Origin of the sequence: Mycolicibacterium vinylchloridicum (assembly GCF_013404075.1) — a bacterium.
GTDB lineage: Bacteria > Actinomycetota > Actinomycetes > Mycobacteriales > Mycobacteriaceae > Mycobacterium > Mycobacterium vinylchloridicum.
In genome coordinates this window covers 180,575-194,497 of the sequence record NZ_JACBJQ010000001.1, presented here as the reverse complement: position 1 = coordinate 194,497, position 13,923 = coordinate 180,575, and the positions used below count along the sequence as shown (strand labels likewise).

Below are 13,923 nucleotides of genomic sequence, written 5' to 3'. Positions count from 1 at the left end.
CGACGAGTCTAGCGGCCGGGCACTACGACAGGTCCCAGAGCTGGACCTGCTCGCCCGCGGACATCTCGGTGACGTCTTCGGCGATTTCCAGCAGACAGTTCGCCGAGGCCAGCCAGCGCAGGTGATGCGATGCCGGCGGCCCGTAGGTGGTCACCGTGCCTGCCGCCGCGTCGTACACACCGCGGCGGAACTGGCGCTTGCCGTTCGGCGAGGTGAGGCTGTCGGCCAAAATCGCGGTGCGCCGTTGCCGGTGCGGATGCGGCAGGCCCATCGCCGCCCGCAGGGCCGGGCGCACGAACACCTCGAAGGAGACCAGGGCGCTCACCGGATTGCCCGGCAGGGTGATGATCGGGCATCCGTTGATCCGTCCCGCACCTTGCGGCATGCCCGGCTGCATGGCGACCTTGACGAACTCGACAGCGCCCCCACCGAAGGCGTCCTTGACCACCTCGTAGGCGCCTGCGCTGACACCACCGGTGGTGATGATCAGGTCGGCCTGCCCGGCATACCCCTCGAGCACGGTGCTGAACTGGGCGACGTCGTCGCTGGACGTCGGGGTGGCCACGACCTCGCCGCCGGCCTCACGGACCGCGGCGGCCAGCATGATCGCGTTGGACTCGTAGATCTGGCCGGGCTTCAGCTCGGTGCCCGCCGACACCAGCTCGGTACCGGTCGACATCACCAGCACGCGCTGGCGCGGGCGCACGGTGAGTGAACCAAGGCCGAGCGCGGCAGCCAGGCCGAGTGCGGCCGGTGTCACCACGTGGCCGGTCTGCAACACCGTCGTGCCCGCGGTCACGTCCTCGCCGGCGCGGCGGATGTGCTGGCCCGCGCTGGGTGCCATCCGGATTTCGACGGTGTCGATTCCGCCATCGGTGGCCTCGACCGGTACCACAGCCGTCGCACCCGCCGGCAGTGGTGCTCCGGTCATGATTCGGTGCGCGGTACCGGCGGCCAATGTCAACCGGTCGATGCGCCCAGCTGGAATGTCTTCGGCCACAGGTAATCTCACCGGGTTGGCGTCGGCTCCGGCGACGTCTTCGGCGCGCACGGCATAACCGTCCATCGCGGAGTTGTCGAACACCGGCAACGACAGCGGCGCCGCCACGTCGGCCGCCAGGGCGAGCCCCTCGGCATCGACAAGCCCGACCGTCTGGGCCGCCCGTGCAGCGATGAGGTCGGCGACGACCTGCTGGTGTTCGGCGACGGTGCGCATCAGATTCCGTAGCTCACGCCGGTCAGCTCTTCGGACACCGTCCACAGTCGCCGCTGGAGGTCGGGATCGTGAGACTGCGAACTGGATCCCACCAGCTTGGGATTGCCGCGCTGCTCACCGAAGCCGTCCGGGCCGTAGTACTGACCGCCGCGCACATCGGGATCCGTCGCGGCGCGCAGCGTCGGCAGCGCCCCCATCGCCGCGCTCTGGAACAGCATCGGTCCGACGATGCGGTAGGCCGGGTGCAGGATCGTCGGAATGTTGCGCGCCAGCTCGGTGTAGGAACCGCCCGGATGGGCGGCCACCGCGATGGTGTCGGAATTGGCCTGTTCGAGGCGGCGCTGCAACTCGTAGGTGAACAGCAGATTGGCCAGCTTGGACTGGCCGTACGCGGCGATCCGGCTGTAGCGGCGTTCCCACTGCAGATCGTCGAAGTGGATGTCGGCCAGCAGCCGGTGGCCGAGGCTGCTGATCGTCACCACCCGCGAATTCGGTACTGGCAGAAGCGAGTCCAGCAGCAGGCCGGTGAACGCGAAGTGACCGAGATGGTTGGTGCCGAACTGCAGCTCGAAGCCGTCCTTGGTGGTCTCCTTCGGAGTCCACATCACACCGGCGTTGTTGATCAGCAGATCGATGCGCGGGTGCAACGCGCGCAGCGAATCGGCGGCGGCGCGGACCGAATCAAGAGACGTCAGATCCAACTGCTTGACGCTGACGTCGGAGCCCGGCGAGGCGGCCAGGATCTTGTCGCGTGCGGCGCCACCCTTCTCGAGGTTGCGCACCGCCATCACGACGCTGGCACCGCGCGCCGCGAGTACTGCGGCCGCCTCATAGCCGATGCCGGAGTTCGCGCCGGTGATGACGGCGACCCGGCCGTCCTGCGCGGGGACGTCGCCCGCCGTCCACTTGCTGCCGCTCATGGCACGACGATACGTCGGCCCAAGTTGCATCCAACCGGTGGCCGTTTACTGTCGCGGTATGGCTATCGGTGGGGTGCTCTTCGACATCGATGGCGTCTTGGTGACCTCATGGAAGCCGATCCCCGGTGCGGCCGAGGCGCTTGGTGTGCTCGCCGACCACCAGATCGCCTGTTCCTATCTGACCAACACGACCACCCGGACCCGCCAGCAGATCGCCTCGGCGTTGTCGCAGGCCGGAATCAGCGTGCGGCCCGACGAGGTGCTCACCGCCGCGGCGCTGACCGCGGACTACGTGCGGAACAACTATCCCGACGCGCGCTGCTTCCTGGTCAACAACGGTGACATCACCGACGACATGCCGGGCATCGACATCGTCGACTCGGTGATGTACGACGACGGTGTCGATCCCGATGTCCCCGACGTGATTCTGCTCGGCGGGGCGGGGCCCGAATACAGCCATCGCACGTTGAGCCGGGTCTACGAATGGATGGCCCAGGGCGTGCCGGTGGTGGCCATGCACCGCAGCACCGCGTGGACCACCACCGAGGGCCTGCGCATCGACACCGGCATGTATCTGATCGGTATGGAGGAGACCTCCGGGCGCAAGGCCACCGCCGTCGGCAAGCCGGCGCCTGCGGGATTCCTGGCGTCGGCGGCCCGGCTCGGCGTCGACCCCGACGAGATGTACATGATCGGCGATGACCTGAACAACGACGTGCTGGCCGCGCAGGTGGTCGGCATGACCGGCGTGCTGGTGCGCACCGGCAAGTTCCGTCAGGACACGCTGGACCGTTGGGCCGCAGACGAATTCGCCATGCAACCCAATCACGTCATCGACTCGGTGCGGAACCTGCCGGAGTTGCTCGGGCTCTAGACCGATGAGTTTCTCCTGCGGCGCCGGTCTAGAAGAGCATGACCGAAATTCTGATTGTGAACGCTGTCATCGACGCCCCCGCCGCGCGGGTGTTCGGTGTGTTGGCCGACCCGACCACCCACAAGGACATCGACGGGACCGGTTGGGTGCGGGATCCGCTGGACCCGCAGCCGCTGCGCGCGGTCGGGCAGGTGTTCCGCGTCGCGATGTACCACGACCAGCACCCCGACAAGCACTACGAGATGGCCAATCAGGTCACCGTGCTCGAACCCGACCGCGCCATCGGCTGGGCGCCGGGTGGGTTGGCCGAGGACGGCAGCGTCGAATTGGGCGGCTGGACCTGGCGCTACGACCTCGAACCCGTCGGCGCCGAGCAGACCCGCGTCGTCCTGACCTACGACTGGTCGAACGCGACGGCCGAGATCCGGCAGACCATCGTCTTCCCGCCGTTCGGCGTCTCGCACCTGGACAACTCGCTGGCGAACCTCGCGAAGCTGGTCACCTAGCGAAGTCGCCTTGGTCTCGAGTAGCCCACGACGGATTGCTGCACTGACCTGAGTAGCAAACTACTGGCGACAAGCGCGCCGGCGTGGGTCACTGTGCTTGTGACATGGCTATTTGCTGCGGATCAAGCGCTCGACCCCGGTCTCGGCCCACCACCGCCTCCCGGGTGGCCGGCGATCGCTCGAGGAGCGATCGAAATTTGCTGTGCTTGCCCCCCGCGGTGCTTCTCGGTGTGGTATTCATGCAGGCAATGTCGGTGCCCTCGATGGGCTATGCATTTCGCCTCCCGGGGGTAGAGGTCATGATCGATTGGCATTGCATTCGCTCAATAGTTGGAACCGGTAGCGACGCTGCTTCCCTAACGTCGGCACCCGATCTCGACGCTCGAGATATCACGGACCGGACATGAAGGGCGCGCGGTGCCAATCCTCCTGACCGGGCAGACGCCCGGCGAACAGATGCGAACGCTGGCGGGCGGGAAAGCACACAACCTGTGCGATCTGACGACTGCCGGCTTTCCGGTGCCACGGTGGGCCATTCTCGGCACAGAGGCCTTCGAGACAGCCGTCGCGGCGGCCGGGCTGAGCATCAGCGAGGCGCCCCTGACATTGGCCGAACGCCTTCACGAGGCGGCATCAGCGGAAGCAGCCCTGCGCGAATTCGCCATCACCGCCGAGATCCGTGACGCCATTGCGGCGGCATTGGATTATGTGGGTGCCGAAACTGTCGCCGTCCGCTCATCGGGGCGGCAGGAGGACGGGGTCCGCGATTCTTTTGCAGGACTGTTCGACACCTTTCTCAATGTCGACGGCGTAGAGGCGACGGAGGACGCGGTCCGGCGTTGCTGGGCGTCGGCGTTCTCACAACGCGCCACGCGGTACCGTCACGTCCGCGGACTCGACTTCCGTGACGTCGCTCTCGCGGTCATCATTCAGCGATCACTCAAACCGGTGAGCAGCGGCGTGATGTTCACCGCGGACCCGCTCACGGGTTCGCCGGACCGGGTGGTCATCAACGGTGTGTTCGGGCTGGGCGAGGGACTGGTCTCCGGCACGGTCGATTCGGACTCCGTCGTCATCGACAAGTTCAGCGGCGCACTCGTCGACGAGGCGGTCGTCACCAAAGAGCAGATGGTGGCCAGCGAGTCCGGAGGCGGAATCCGCACCGTCTCGGTACCTCCTGAGCGACAACAGGAATCCTGCATCGGTCCGGCCCTGCGTGCCACCCTGTTCGACCTGGGGACTCGGCTGGAACAACATTTCGGTGCTCCCCAGGACGTCGAATGGGCCTGTGACGAGACGTGCACGTGGATCCTGCAGTCCCGGCCCGTCACCACTCTCGATCGCGAAATTACCTATACCCCAGAGCATTTAGGTGAAGAGGTCCCGGCAGGCGCGGTGCGTATCTGGGACAACTCGAATATCATCGAGAATTTTGCCGGCGTCACGTCGCCGTTGACGTTCACCACCGCACGCAGGCTGTACGGCGATGTGTACCGCGCCTACGCGCGCAGCTTGAAAGTGCCGCCCGCACAGCTGCAACAGATGGAGTCGTGGCTGCCGGTGATGCTCGGCCAGTTCAACGGCAACGTCTACTACAACCTGCTGCACTGGTACCGGATGGTGGGTATCGCGCCCGGCTATGCGCTGAATCGACGGGTCCTGGAGGTGGCGCTCGGCGTCAGCGAGTCACTAGACCGTAAGACGGCAAAAAACCTGCCTCCCTTCACATTCGCCAACCCGATCGAGCGGGTGCGCTCCCGTGTCCGCACTACCATCGCCTACGCCCGCAGCATCGCGACCATCGACGCCCTGGTTGCGGACTTCGACAAGACGTTCGTCGAATTGATCGACCGGCACGGACTGATGGACGTCTCAGCGATGGACGGGCCTGCGGCCTACCGGAAGTTCCGCCAGATCCACGACGAAGTCGCCGAGCTGTGGGGCCCGATGATGGTCCTCGACGCGATCTTGCTGACGTTGGTCGGATCGCTGGCCGTGCTGACGAAGCTGTTCTTGCGGAACGCGCCGGAGTGGGTCCAGTTCGCCATCGTCAATCCCGAGCCCGACGTGATATCCGTCGAACCGGCAAAAGCTTTGGTGGACATCGCCGCTTTCGCGCGCGAGCATCCAGAACTCGAGGAGTTCATCGGCTCGGTCGAACCCGCCGTCGCCTATGCCCGGCTCGCCGAATACGCGCAGGAGAGCGGGTCGACCGAATGGCAGGAGCTGCATCGCAAGATCGACGAGTACATCGACAGATTCGGATATCGGTGCCTCGACGAACTCAAGCTCGAAGCACCCGATCTTCGGCAGGATCCGGCCGGGATCTTCCACATGCTGCGAATGGCGTCGGCCGAACAGCGCGAGCAGACGGGCGATTCCGCGGAAGACTACCTTGACATGCATCTGCGTGGCCGGCGCCGAAAGGTATTCGACGCGCTGCGCAGGAAGATTCAGCGGGCGGCCACCCACCGTGAACACCTCCGGTTCTGCCGAACACAGGGTTTCGGAATCTTGAAATCCCTTGCCGCGGTGATGGGTCGAGACCTCGAGCAAAGCGGAACAATCGGCACTCGCACCGACATATTCCAGTTGCGCATCGACGAGTTGTTCGATGTGTACGAAGGAACGATGTCGGTGGCCGACGCCCAGACGGCGATTCGCCGGCGCAAATCACTGCACGAGAGCTACTCGCAACTCGCGGCCCCGGCCCGGTTCACCACAACGGGATCGCGCTACTCGCACCAGGAGCTGACGGCGGCCGGCTGGCGGTTGTCGCAAGACTCCGAGCATGCGCCCGCGGGCACGGTGCTCACCGGAACACCTTCCAGTCCAGGCGTTGTGACGGGCCGCGCCGTGGTGGTGGAGAAGCCCGAAGACTTCTCCAGCGGCATTCTGGTGGCGTACCGAACCGATCCGGGGTGGGTGGCGGCTCTGCCGTTCGCGTCTGCGTTGCTCATCGAACGCGCTTCGCCGCTGACCCACGTGGCGATCATCGCCCGTGAATTGGGGGTGCCCACCGTCGTGCAGATCGATGGGCTGACCAGTGCGGTCCGTACCGGAATGACCATCAGCGTGGACGGCGCCAGCGGCCGGGTCGTTCTGTTGGAAGAGCCGGCATCATGAGCTCCGTCGAACGCATCGTCGGCTGGCTGATGGCGCCGCGGGATGACACCGGGATCCACCTGGCCACCGACGACGGGGGCTGGCATCTCGCGAACTACCGGGATTTGGCCGACCAGGCCCGGCGTATCGCACGTCGATTGGTCGACGAGGGCGTGCGCTCCGGTGACGTCGTCGCCGTCTTGATGCCGACCTCTGATCTGTGCCTGGCAACGCTGTTCGGAGTGCTCGCGGCGGGCGCAACGCTCACCCCGATCGTGCCGCCGATGTTCCAGCACCCCGATCAGTACACCGCCCACCTTCACGGGATTCTTGGCGCGTCGGGCTGTTCCGCTGTGGTCGCTGCGTCCGGCTTCAGCGGGCTCGTGCAACGAGCGCTGCCCGGCCTGGATCGGGCCCCGAAGCTCATTGAACTGGACCAGGTTCCCGAATGTGCGCCCATCGATGACCTTGTCGAACCCGCGCCGTCGGTGCTCCTGCAGATGACATCGGGATCGACGAGCGCTCCGCGTGGCGCGAGCATCGGGTGGCACAGCCTGGCCACGAATCTCAATGTCATGGAAGAGCTGTGCGGCATGGCCGATGGCCAGCTCGGCGTTTCCTGGCTTCCGCTGTATCACGACATGGGGTTGATCGGGTGTGTCTTCCAAGCGATGACTCGGCAACGCAACCTGAGGCTGCTGCGTCCCGATCAGTTCGTCCGCGATCCCCTTCGGTGGCTGCAGGCGGCCGCCACCGCTCAGCACACCGCGTCGCCGTCGTTCGGTCTGGTGTACGCCAGTCGAAGGCTCAAGCCCGAAGACCTCGGTGACATCGACCTGTCGGGGCTACGCACACTGGTCATCGGGGCCGAGCCGATCAATCCCGACCACTTACGGGCGTTCACCGAACTGACTGCAGCAAACGGGTTTTCGCGCGCCGCGTTCATGCCGTCATACGGTTTGGCCGAGCACACCCTGTTCGCCACCTCCCACCGGCTGGGCGAGGCGCACCGGATGGTGCGGGTGGACAGATCAACGTTGCGACACGGCAAGCCGGTACGCGTGATCGCGCGCGCATCAGACTGTGTGACGGACGAGCCGGGTAACGACTGGGTGGTCTCGGTCGGTACCGCAGCGCCCGGTCACGACATGTGGATCGCCGACGAATCCGGTGCCCGGATGCCGGAGGGCACGCTGGGGGAGATCGTCCTGTCGGGACCGTCGGTGGCGCAGGGATACCACGGGGACGACAACAGTACGACCCGGTTCGTCGACGACGAACTGCGCACCGGCGATGCCGGGTTCCTTCTCGACGGCCACCTGCATGTGTTGGGGCGCATGGGAACGAGCCTGAAGATCAACGGGCGCAGCATCTTCACCGAGGACCTGGACGTTTCGACCGCAGCCGCCATGGGATTGGCGCCGAGCCGCGTCGTCACCGTCGCAGTCAACGATGCCGGCCAAGCAGGTGTGGCGGTGTTCATCGAACAAGCGACCATCGCCCCCGGCATGATCACCGCAGGAATCAGGTCTTTGCAGGCGAACGTCGGCGAGGACGCGCTGCTATGGTTGATCAACGTTCCGCGCGGCACGCTGTCGCGCACCTCGAGCGGGAAGCCCCGCCGTGCGCATATGTGGCAGCAGTGGCGGGCGGGCCAATTCCTCGGTGCGGAATTGCTCACCATCGGCGGAGCGCAACGGGATCCTCAGCAACTCGAAAGGGTCCGCACACTCTTCGAAAAGGCCCGCGAGCTGGCGGTGATTCCTGCAGACGCGACAGTGCATTTCGAGGGTTCACTGGCAGAGGGCTTCGGCAACGAAGGATCCGATATCGACTTCTTGTTGCTGGTGCCCGGTGCGAGCAAGCAAGCGGTGATGCCGACCGTTCTCTTCGTCGACGGCCGCCGGGTGGAGGTTCGGGCACAGTCGCACGAGCAGATCCGCAAACGACTGCTGCGGGTCAGGCGGGCCATCGACACCGGGTCGATCACCGGCGTGACCGAGGACTTGCTGAACCGCGTGCAACGTTTCCTGCATGGCATCCCGCTGTACGCCGGTCCCGAATACGGCCAGCTGCTCGACATCGTGACCTACTCGGAGCTCACCACGTTGTTGCGTTCGTGGTGGCGCCGCAGAGCAAACGGCTGCCTGCGTCACGCCGCCGCCATCACGCTGCTCGGCGACGAGCACGAGGCAGTCAGCTGGGCGCGAGAAGGTCTGGCGCAGAACATGAAAGCCTTCCTCGCCGCGCGCGGAGAGGGCTACATCGAGATCAAATGGCTGCCCGAGCAGATTGCCCGGCTCCGACGGGACGCCGACCAGAACGTGGCCGCCCTGCTCGATGAATACCAGATCCTCGACGCCACCCACCCGTCGTCGGGCAAAGACTTTATCGAGCAGGCCCTCGCACTGGCGGTGCGATTGGGTGGTCCGACGATCACCCTGGACCCCGAAAACGTGCTGCTGCGGCGCACACCGGGGGTGACCACCTGGCCCATCGGCTCCGCCCCCCACGTCGTGCGTGACAAGAACGACGTGTTCATGCTCTCGGCCGAATGCGCGCAGTCGTGGGGCAACGTGGTCTTCGGGCAGTCGATCGCGGAGACCAAGGCTGCCCACCAACACATTCGGCTCTTCGTCCATCACGGACTGATCGGCCTGGCCTGGCGGGGTGCCGGGCTCATCACGCCCGTCGCGGCGATGTGCACGCCTGGCCGACCGCTGACACCGCTGCCGTCCAGCCGCCGGCCGGTCGTCACGATCGACGGTGCCGTCACCGATCAGGACATCACCCGATCACCGCTGAACGCGCGAGCTTTCGCCGAATGTGCCGGTGCGTTGCTGGTGGCCAATATGGTGCTCGAGAACGCCCGCGAGGATTTCGACGGGGCGGTGAAGAACGGGCAATGGCAGGTCACCTCACTGTGCGGCCGACGCATCGTCATCATGGCTGTCCGAATATTGGCCAGCGCCTGGGGAATCACCCCGTTGCCGTCGGACCCGGTGCTTCTGCACCAGCTTGACGTCCTGGTGCCTGAACACCCGCAGCTCGCGATGACCGTCCGCCGGCTCAGCGACCTGTCGGTCAGCGACCATGACGAAGCCTCGGCAGTACAACGGGAACTCGACACCCTCGTCGCGGAGGTACGAGAGGTCACCTGCGGAGCCCAGTTCCCCTCGTCGTTCTCGTCAAAAGACGAGTGGCAAAAGACCATCCGCTACGGGTACCAGTGGTTGCGGTTGGGCGGATATGTCGGCGCCTATGTCGAACTCGACGAGACCCGGGATCTGCTCGCCACCGGCGGCGCCCAACCATCGGAGAGGCCGGCACCATGACCGTCCGTGACGAAGTTCTCGCACTGGTTGCGGCGATGGCCCCGGACACCGCGAGCGAGCCCGACCTGAACAGTGCCTTGATCGGCGACCTCGGGTACACATCGCTGCGACTTGTCGAACTCTCGATCGCCGTCGAACGCGCCTTCGAGTTACCGCAGCTGAATCCCGAACTGCTCGCCGGCGTCTACACGGTGAGCGATCTCGTCGATCTTGTTGAGGCCCAGAAGGATCGGATATGAGTGCGGGCACGGGCATCTTGATCACCGGCGCCGCCGGACACCTCGGCACCGACGTCGTGAACCGGCTGTCCAGACGCGGGCACAACGTCATCGCGCTGACGCACGATCGGCCGGTCGGCGGAGCGCGGCTGCTGAAGGGGGATGTCCGCCGCGTTGACTTCGGGCTCGACCAGCAGAGCGTGTCCGACCTCACCGGCGAGGTCGGCTTGGTCGTGCATTCCGCTGCGGTCACCGATTTCGGGCTGCCCCGGGACCGTTACACCGAGCTGAACGTCAACGGCACCGCCAACGCGCTAGCTCTGGCGCGACGTTTCGGCGCCGGCTTCGTCTACGTGAGCACGACCTACGTCTGCGGTGAGACCGAGGGGACGTTCTACGAGAACCAGCTCGACATCGGTCAGCAGTTCAGCAACGACTACGAACACAGCAAGTACCAGGCCGAAAAACTCGTCGAAGCGTCGGGCCTTCGTTCGGTCGTCGTCCGGCCCGGCATCGTGACCGGCGAGTATCGCACCGGAAATACGCAGGTCTACAAGCACATCTACCAGCTGCTCAAGGTGATCGTCGAAGGTAAGTTGCGGACGCTGCCGGGGAACTACGCGGCGACGTTGGGACTGGTTCCGATCGGGCACGTCTCCGACGTGTTGGTGGCCGCGGTGGAGAAGTTCGCCGACAACGTCGGACGGACGTTCCATGCGGTCGGCGCGAATTCCCTGTCGCTGCGGACGGTTTCCGACGTCCTTGCCGAATACCCGTGCTTCCGCATCCCCGACTTCGTGCCGCCGACCACGTTCAGCGAGTACGACCTCGACGACATCGAACGCAGCTACTTCCAGAAGGTCGGGACGCTCTACACCAGCTATCTGCGCCGTCGACTGGAGTTCGACAATTCCGGCACCCGCGAGCGACTCGGCCTCACGCCGCCGCCTATCGGCCCTGGATACTTCCGGCGTCTTCTCGACTCGTGTTTGCGCACCGGCTATTTGGGGCGGCCTGAGCCATCGGTCGCCGAGGTACTGGCCCGCCTGCAGGCCACGAGGAGCTCCGTATGATCAGCGCCGACCGCATCGAATCGATGCCCGTGCCACAACCCGGCAGGTACGACTCGGACACCTACTTCATCGAGACGTGCGATGCACTGGCCGCGTTGAACGTCGACCGCGACACATTCGGCTACGAGAACGCGATATTGCTGCTCAAGCCCGATGCGGCGGTCACCGGGGCGATGCGCCCTGCCATCGACTGGTTGCTCGAGCACGGCTACCGCATCGTCGGCGCATCTGCGGTGCAGTTGACCTATCTGCATCTGCGGGCCCTGTGGTACTTCAACTGGCACCGGGCCACCTCCGAACGCCGCAGGGTCGCCGATCGACTGGCGGCGCTGACACCGTCGCTGGTTCTCGTCATCCGGCATTCCGACGCCGAGCAGCCGGTCTCGGTTCGGCTGACCGCCGACAAGGGCCCCGCTGACCCGGCGCTGCGGCAGCCGGGCGAGTTGCGGCATGCGCTGGCGGCCGGAACTTATCTGCTCAACAAGGTGCATACCCCCGATGATCCCGACGACGTACTGCGCGAGCTGAGCATCTATTTTCCCGAACCGAAACTTAGCGCCGTGATTTCGGCTTGCGTCGCCGGCGCCGACGCAACACCGGATGCCGTCCGCATAGTCGACGGCATCGAGTCCGGACTGGAACGCAGGAGCGGCGACCTCGCCGCCGCTCAGGATGCCATCTGGCAGGGACTTCGTGAGGTCGGCGTGGGGAACCGACCTCGAACCGGCGAGGAATGGCTGGCTGCATTGGCCGACGCAGAGAAGCGGGACATCGGTGTCGATCCGTGGTTTCGGATCGTCGTCGAGTCGTCTTATCTGCCGATGCACCGATGACGAAAGTGACGGAAAACATGAACGGGGAGTTCTATTCTCAGACGCTTCGCCGAGAGTTGGTACACAAACGAGCGGTCTCCGAAGTGCTGGTCACCTCGGTGAGCAACCAGGCCGGCACCTGGACTGTGCACGCCCAATTGCCACGTCTGCACAGCTTTCACACCGACGTGGTGGGGCGCCAACGTGCCTACTACGACCCACTTCTCGTCTTAGAAGCGTTCAGGCAGGGGTGCATCGCGGCGAGTCATCTGTTCTACTACGCACCTCCCGATGCTCGGCACACCGTGCGCTACTACGAGCTCTCCGTCGTCGACCTCGACCAGCTCGAGTGCGGATCTGAGACACTGGATTTGGAACTGAACATCGTGGTGCAGAAGGAATTCCGCCGCGAGGACCACGGTCCGGTCCACGGCCTGGAAGTCAGGGCGGTCGTGGCTCACGAAGGCGCCAAGGCGGTGGAGGTGTCCGCCGCGTTCGGCTGGATGCCACTGCAGAAATGGGATGTGATGCGGGCAGGGGCGAGCTGGGATCCCGGGCCGCAACCGGCGCCGACTGATGTCCGCACCGTGGGCCGGACGCGGGCGGAGAACGTCGTGATCGGCGAACCGATTCACGCGACCGAGGGCGGGTCGGCCAGTGCACCGCTGGTGGTGGACATCAATCACGCGACGTTGTTCGACCACCCCCTCGACCACCTCCCCGGCGGCCTCATGATCGAGGCGGCGCGCCAACTTTCGCTCACGATCGACGATTCACGGGTCTCGAGCCTGGTGGGCCCGTCCTGGCTGAGGATCGACTTTCATTCCTTCGCCGAGATGGATGCCGTGAACACGGTTGTGATGACGCAGGATGCGGCCGATCCGCTGACATTCCGCGGCGATATCACCCAATCCGGAAAGACCAGGGCCACCATCGAACTGGCATTCATGGAATGACGGTCTTGCGGCGGACGGGTGGCATCGGGGCGTTCCTCGTCGAACGATGCCTTCCGGTCTATCCCATCTACCTGGCTCTGTGGGTCGTCGCGGTGGAGAGCATGGTCGTCGTCATCGGGCACTCATCGGGCCCGTGGCGTCCATCGTGGGATACCGCACTGAAAGTATTGGCGCTGAACGCTGCCGGCGCGTTCCTGCGGATGGTCGACGACCAGAAGGACCTTGACTACGACAGGGTGCACAACCCGGACCGGCCCCTCGTCCAAGGCCGGATCACCATCCGAGAACTGCGCGTCGCGATGGTGCCGGCCGCACTGATCGCGTTGGCTCTGGGTGCGGCGGTATCGGTGTGGACGGCGGTGTCGTTGGCGCTGATCCTCGGCTACAGCCTGCTCCTGTGGTGGGCGGAGTCCCGGGTTGCGACAGTTCGCGACAACCCGATCGTCAACCTGATCGCGGTGTGTCCCGCGCAGTTCTTGGCGACGGGTTTCGCGATGACGGGCCATCCGGGTGTCGGTGATGCGTCCTGGCTGCAGCTGGCGGCCGTACCGCTGGTGTTCACCGCGACAATCCTGCATGTGGAGTTGGCGCGAAAGACCACACGGCTGGCGGATGCCACTGACCTGCGGTCGTATTCACAGGTCATCGGGCCCACCGCCAGCGGGGCCTTGGTCCTGCTTTTCGGCCTGTTCGCGGTGCTTGTGGAAGTGCTGCTCACCACGCCGTGGACCTGGGCTGGCCAGTGGTGGCCGATCGCCTGGCTGCCTCTGGTGGCCGCGGTGATGCCGGGTCTCTCCGCCTGGGCCTTCTTCGTCGGGCGGGTCAGCGTCCACCCACGCGGTCTGCCAACGGCTTTCGTGATCGTCTTCTATCTGACCATCCTCGGGCAAGGCTTGATCTACCACTAG

11 protein-coding genes are annotated in these 13,923 nt (G+C 65.4%); 9 read left to right on the top strand and 2 right to left on the bottom strand.

Going from position 1 to position 13,923, the window contains the following annotated elements:
• Positions 1-22 precede the first annotated feature (22 nt).
• Together moeA and HPC46_RS00985 are read right to left on the bottom strand one after the other, a co-directional pair.
• A complete protein-coding gene (moeA, locus tag HPC46_RS00990; protein ID WP_179466339.1) occupies positions 23-1,216 on the bottom strand; it encodes a molybdopterin molybdotransferase MoeA in 1,194 nt (397 codons plus the stop codon).
• A complete protein-coding gene (locus tag HPC46_RS00985) occupies positions 1,216-2,136 on the bottom strand; it encodes an SDR family NAD(P)-dependent oxidoreductase (protein ID WP_179466338.1) in 921 nt (306 codons plus the stop codon). The genes moeA and HPC46_RS00985 overlap by 1 nt, the downstream gene beginning before the upstream one ends.
• Positions 2,137-2,194: 58 nt before the next feature.
• On the opposite strand from HPC46_RS00985, the gene HPC46_RS00980 reads away from it, so the two are divergent.
• From HPC46_RS00980 to HPC46_RS00940, 9 genes are all read left to right on the top strand, one after another.
• Positions 2,195-3,010 carry an HAD-IIA family hydrolase gene (locus HPC46_RS00980; RefSeq protein ID WP_179466337.1) on the top strand — a complete coding sequence of 272 codons (816 nt, stop codon included), beginning with the start codon at positions 2,195-2,197 and terminating at the stop codon, positions 3,008-3,010.
• Between the two features lie 38 nt (positions 3,011-3,048).
• On the top strand, positions 3,049-3,516 hold the full coding sequence (locus tag HPC46_RS00975) for an SRPBCC family protein (RefSeq protein WP_179466336.1): 468 nt from the start codon (positions 3,049-3,051) through the stop codon (positions 3,514-3,516).
• A gap of 417 nt (positions 3,517-3,933) precedes the next feature.
• Positions 3,934-6,642 (top strand): phosphoenolpyruvate synthase, encoded by a 2,709-nt coding sequence (locus HPC46_RS00970; protein WP_325096526.1) that lies wholly within the window; start codon positions 3,934-3,936, stop codon positions 6,640-6,642.
• The gene (locus HPC46_RS00965) at positions 6,639-9,956 is read left to right on the top strand and encodes an AMP-binding protein (protein ID WP_179466335.1); all 3,318 of its coding nucleotides are present in this window, start codon (positions 6,639-6,641) and stop codon (positions 9,954-9,956) included. Before HPC46_RS00970 ends, HPC46_RS00965 begins: the two co-directional genes overlap by 4 nt.
• Complete coding sequence (locus HPC46_RS00960) at positions 9,953-10,195, top strand: acyl carrier protein (RefSeq protein ID WP_179466334.1); 243 nt, start codon at positions 9,953-9,955, stop codon at positions 10,193-10,195. Before HPC46_RS00965 ends, HPC46_RS00960 begins: the two co-directional genes overlap by 4 nt.
• On the top strand, positions 10,192-11,247 hold the full coding sequence (locus tag HPC46_RS00955; protein WP_179466333.1) for an SDR family oxidoreductase: 1,056 nt from the start codon (positions 10,192-10,194) through the stop codon (positions 11,245-11,247). Before HPC46_RS00960 ends, HPC46_RS00955 begins: the two co-directional genes overlap by 4 nt.
• On the top strand, positions 11,244-12,080 hold the full coding sequence (locus HPC46_RS00950) for a nucleoside-diphosphate kinase (protein ID WP_179466332.1): 837 nt from the start codon (positions 11,244-11,246) through the stop codon (positions 12,078-12,080). Before HPC46_RS00955 ends, HPC46_RS00950 begins: the two co-directional genes overlap by 4 nt.
• A complete protein-coding gene (locus HPC46_RS00945) occupies positions 12,077-13,015 on the top strand; it encodes an AfsA-related hotdog domain-containing protein (RefSeq protein ID WP_179466331.1) in 939 nt (312 codons plus the stop codon). Before HPC46_RS00950 ends, HPC46_RS00945 begins: the two co-directional genes overlap by 4 nt.
• Positions 13,012-13,923 (top strand): UbiA family prenyltransferase, encoded by a 912-nt coding sequence (locus HPC46_RS00940; RefSeq protein WP_179466330.1) that lies wholly within the window; start codon positions 13,012-13,014, stop codon positions 13,921-13,923. The genes HPC46_RS00945 and HPC46_RS00940 overlap by 4 nt, the downstream gene beginning before the upstream one ends.

Coding starts and splice junctions, on each gene's coding strand:
- HPC46_RS00945 (WP_179466331.1), top strand. CDS start 12,077: ATGACGAAAGTGACGGAAAACATGAACGGGGAGTTCTATTCTCAGACG.
- HPC46_RS00940 (WP_179466330.1), top strand. CDS start 13,012: ATGACGGTCTTGCGGCGGACGGGTGGCATCGGGGCGTTCCTCGTCGAA.
- HPC46_RS00950 (WP_179466332.1), top strand. CDS start 11,244: ATGATCAGCGCCGACCGCATCGAATCGATGCCCGTGCCACAACCCGGC.
- HPC46_RS00975 (WP_179466336.1), top strand. CDS start 3,049: ATGACCGAAATTCTGATTGTGAACGCTGTCATCGACGCCCCCGCCGCG.
- HPC46_RS00980 (WP_179466337.1), top strand. CDS start 2,195: ATGGCTATCGGTGGGGTGCTCTTCGACATCGATGGCGTCTTGGTGACC.
- HPC46_RS00960 (WP_179466334.1), top strand. CDS start 9,953: ATGACCGTCCGTGACGAAGTTCTCGCACTGGTTGCGGCGATGGCCCCG.
- HPC46_RS00965 (WP_179466335.1), top strand. CDS start 6,639: ATGAGCTCCGTCGAACGCATCGTCGGCTGGCTGATGGCGCCGCGGGAT.
- HPC46_RS00955 (WP_179466333.1), top strand. CDS start 10,192: ATGAGTGCGGGCACGGGCATCTTGATCACCGGCGCCGCCGGACACCTC.
- moeA (WP_179466339.1), bottom strand. CDS start 1,216: ATGCGCACCGTCGCCGAACACCAGCAGGTCGTCGCCGACCTCATCGCT.
- HPC46_RS00985 (WP_179466338.1), bottom strand. CDS start 2,136: ATGAGCGGCAGCAAGTGGACGGCGGGCGACGTCCCCGCGCAGGACGGC.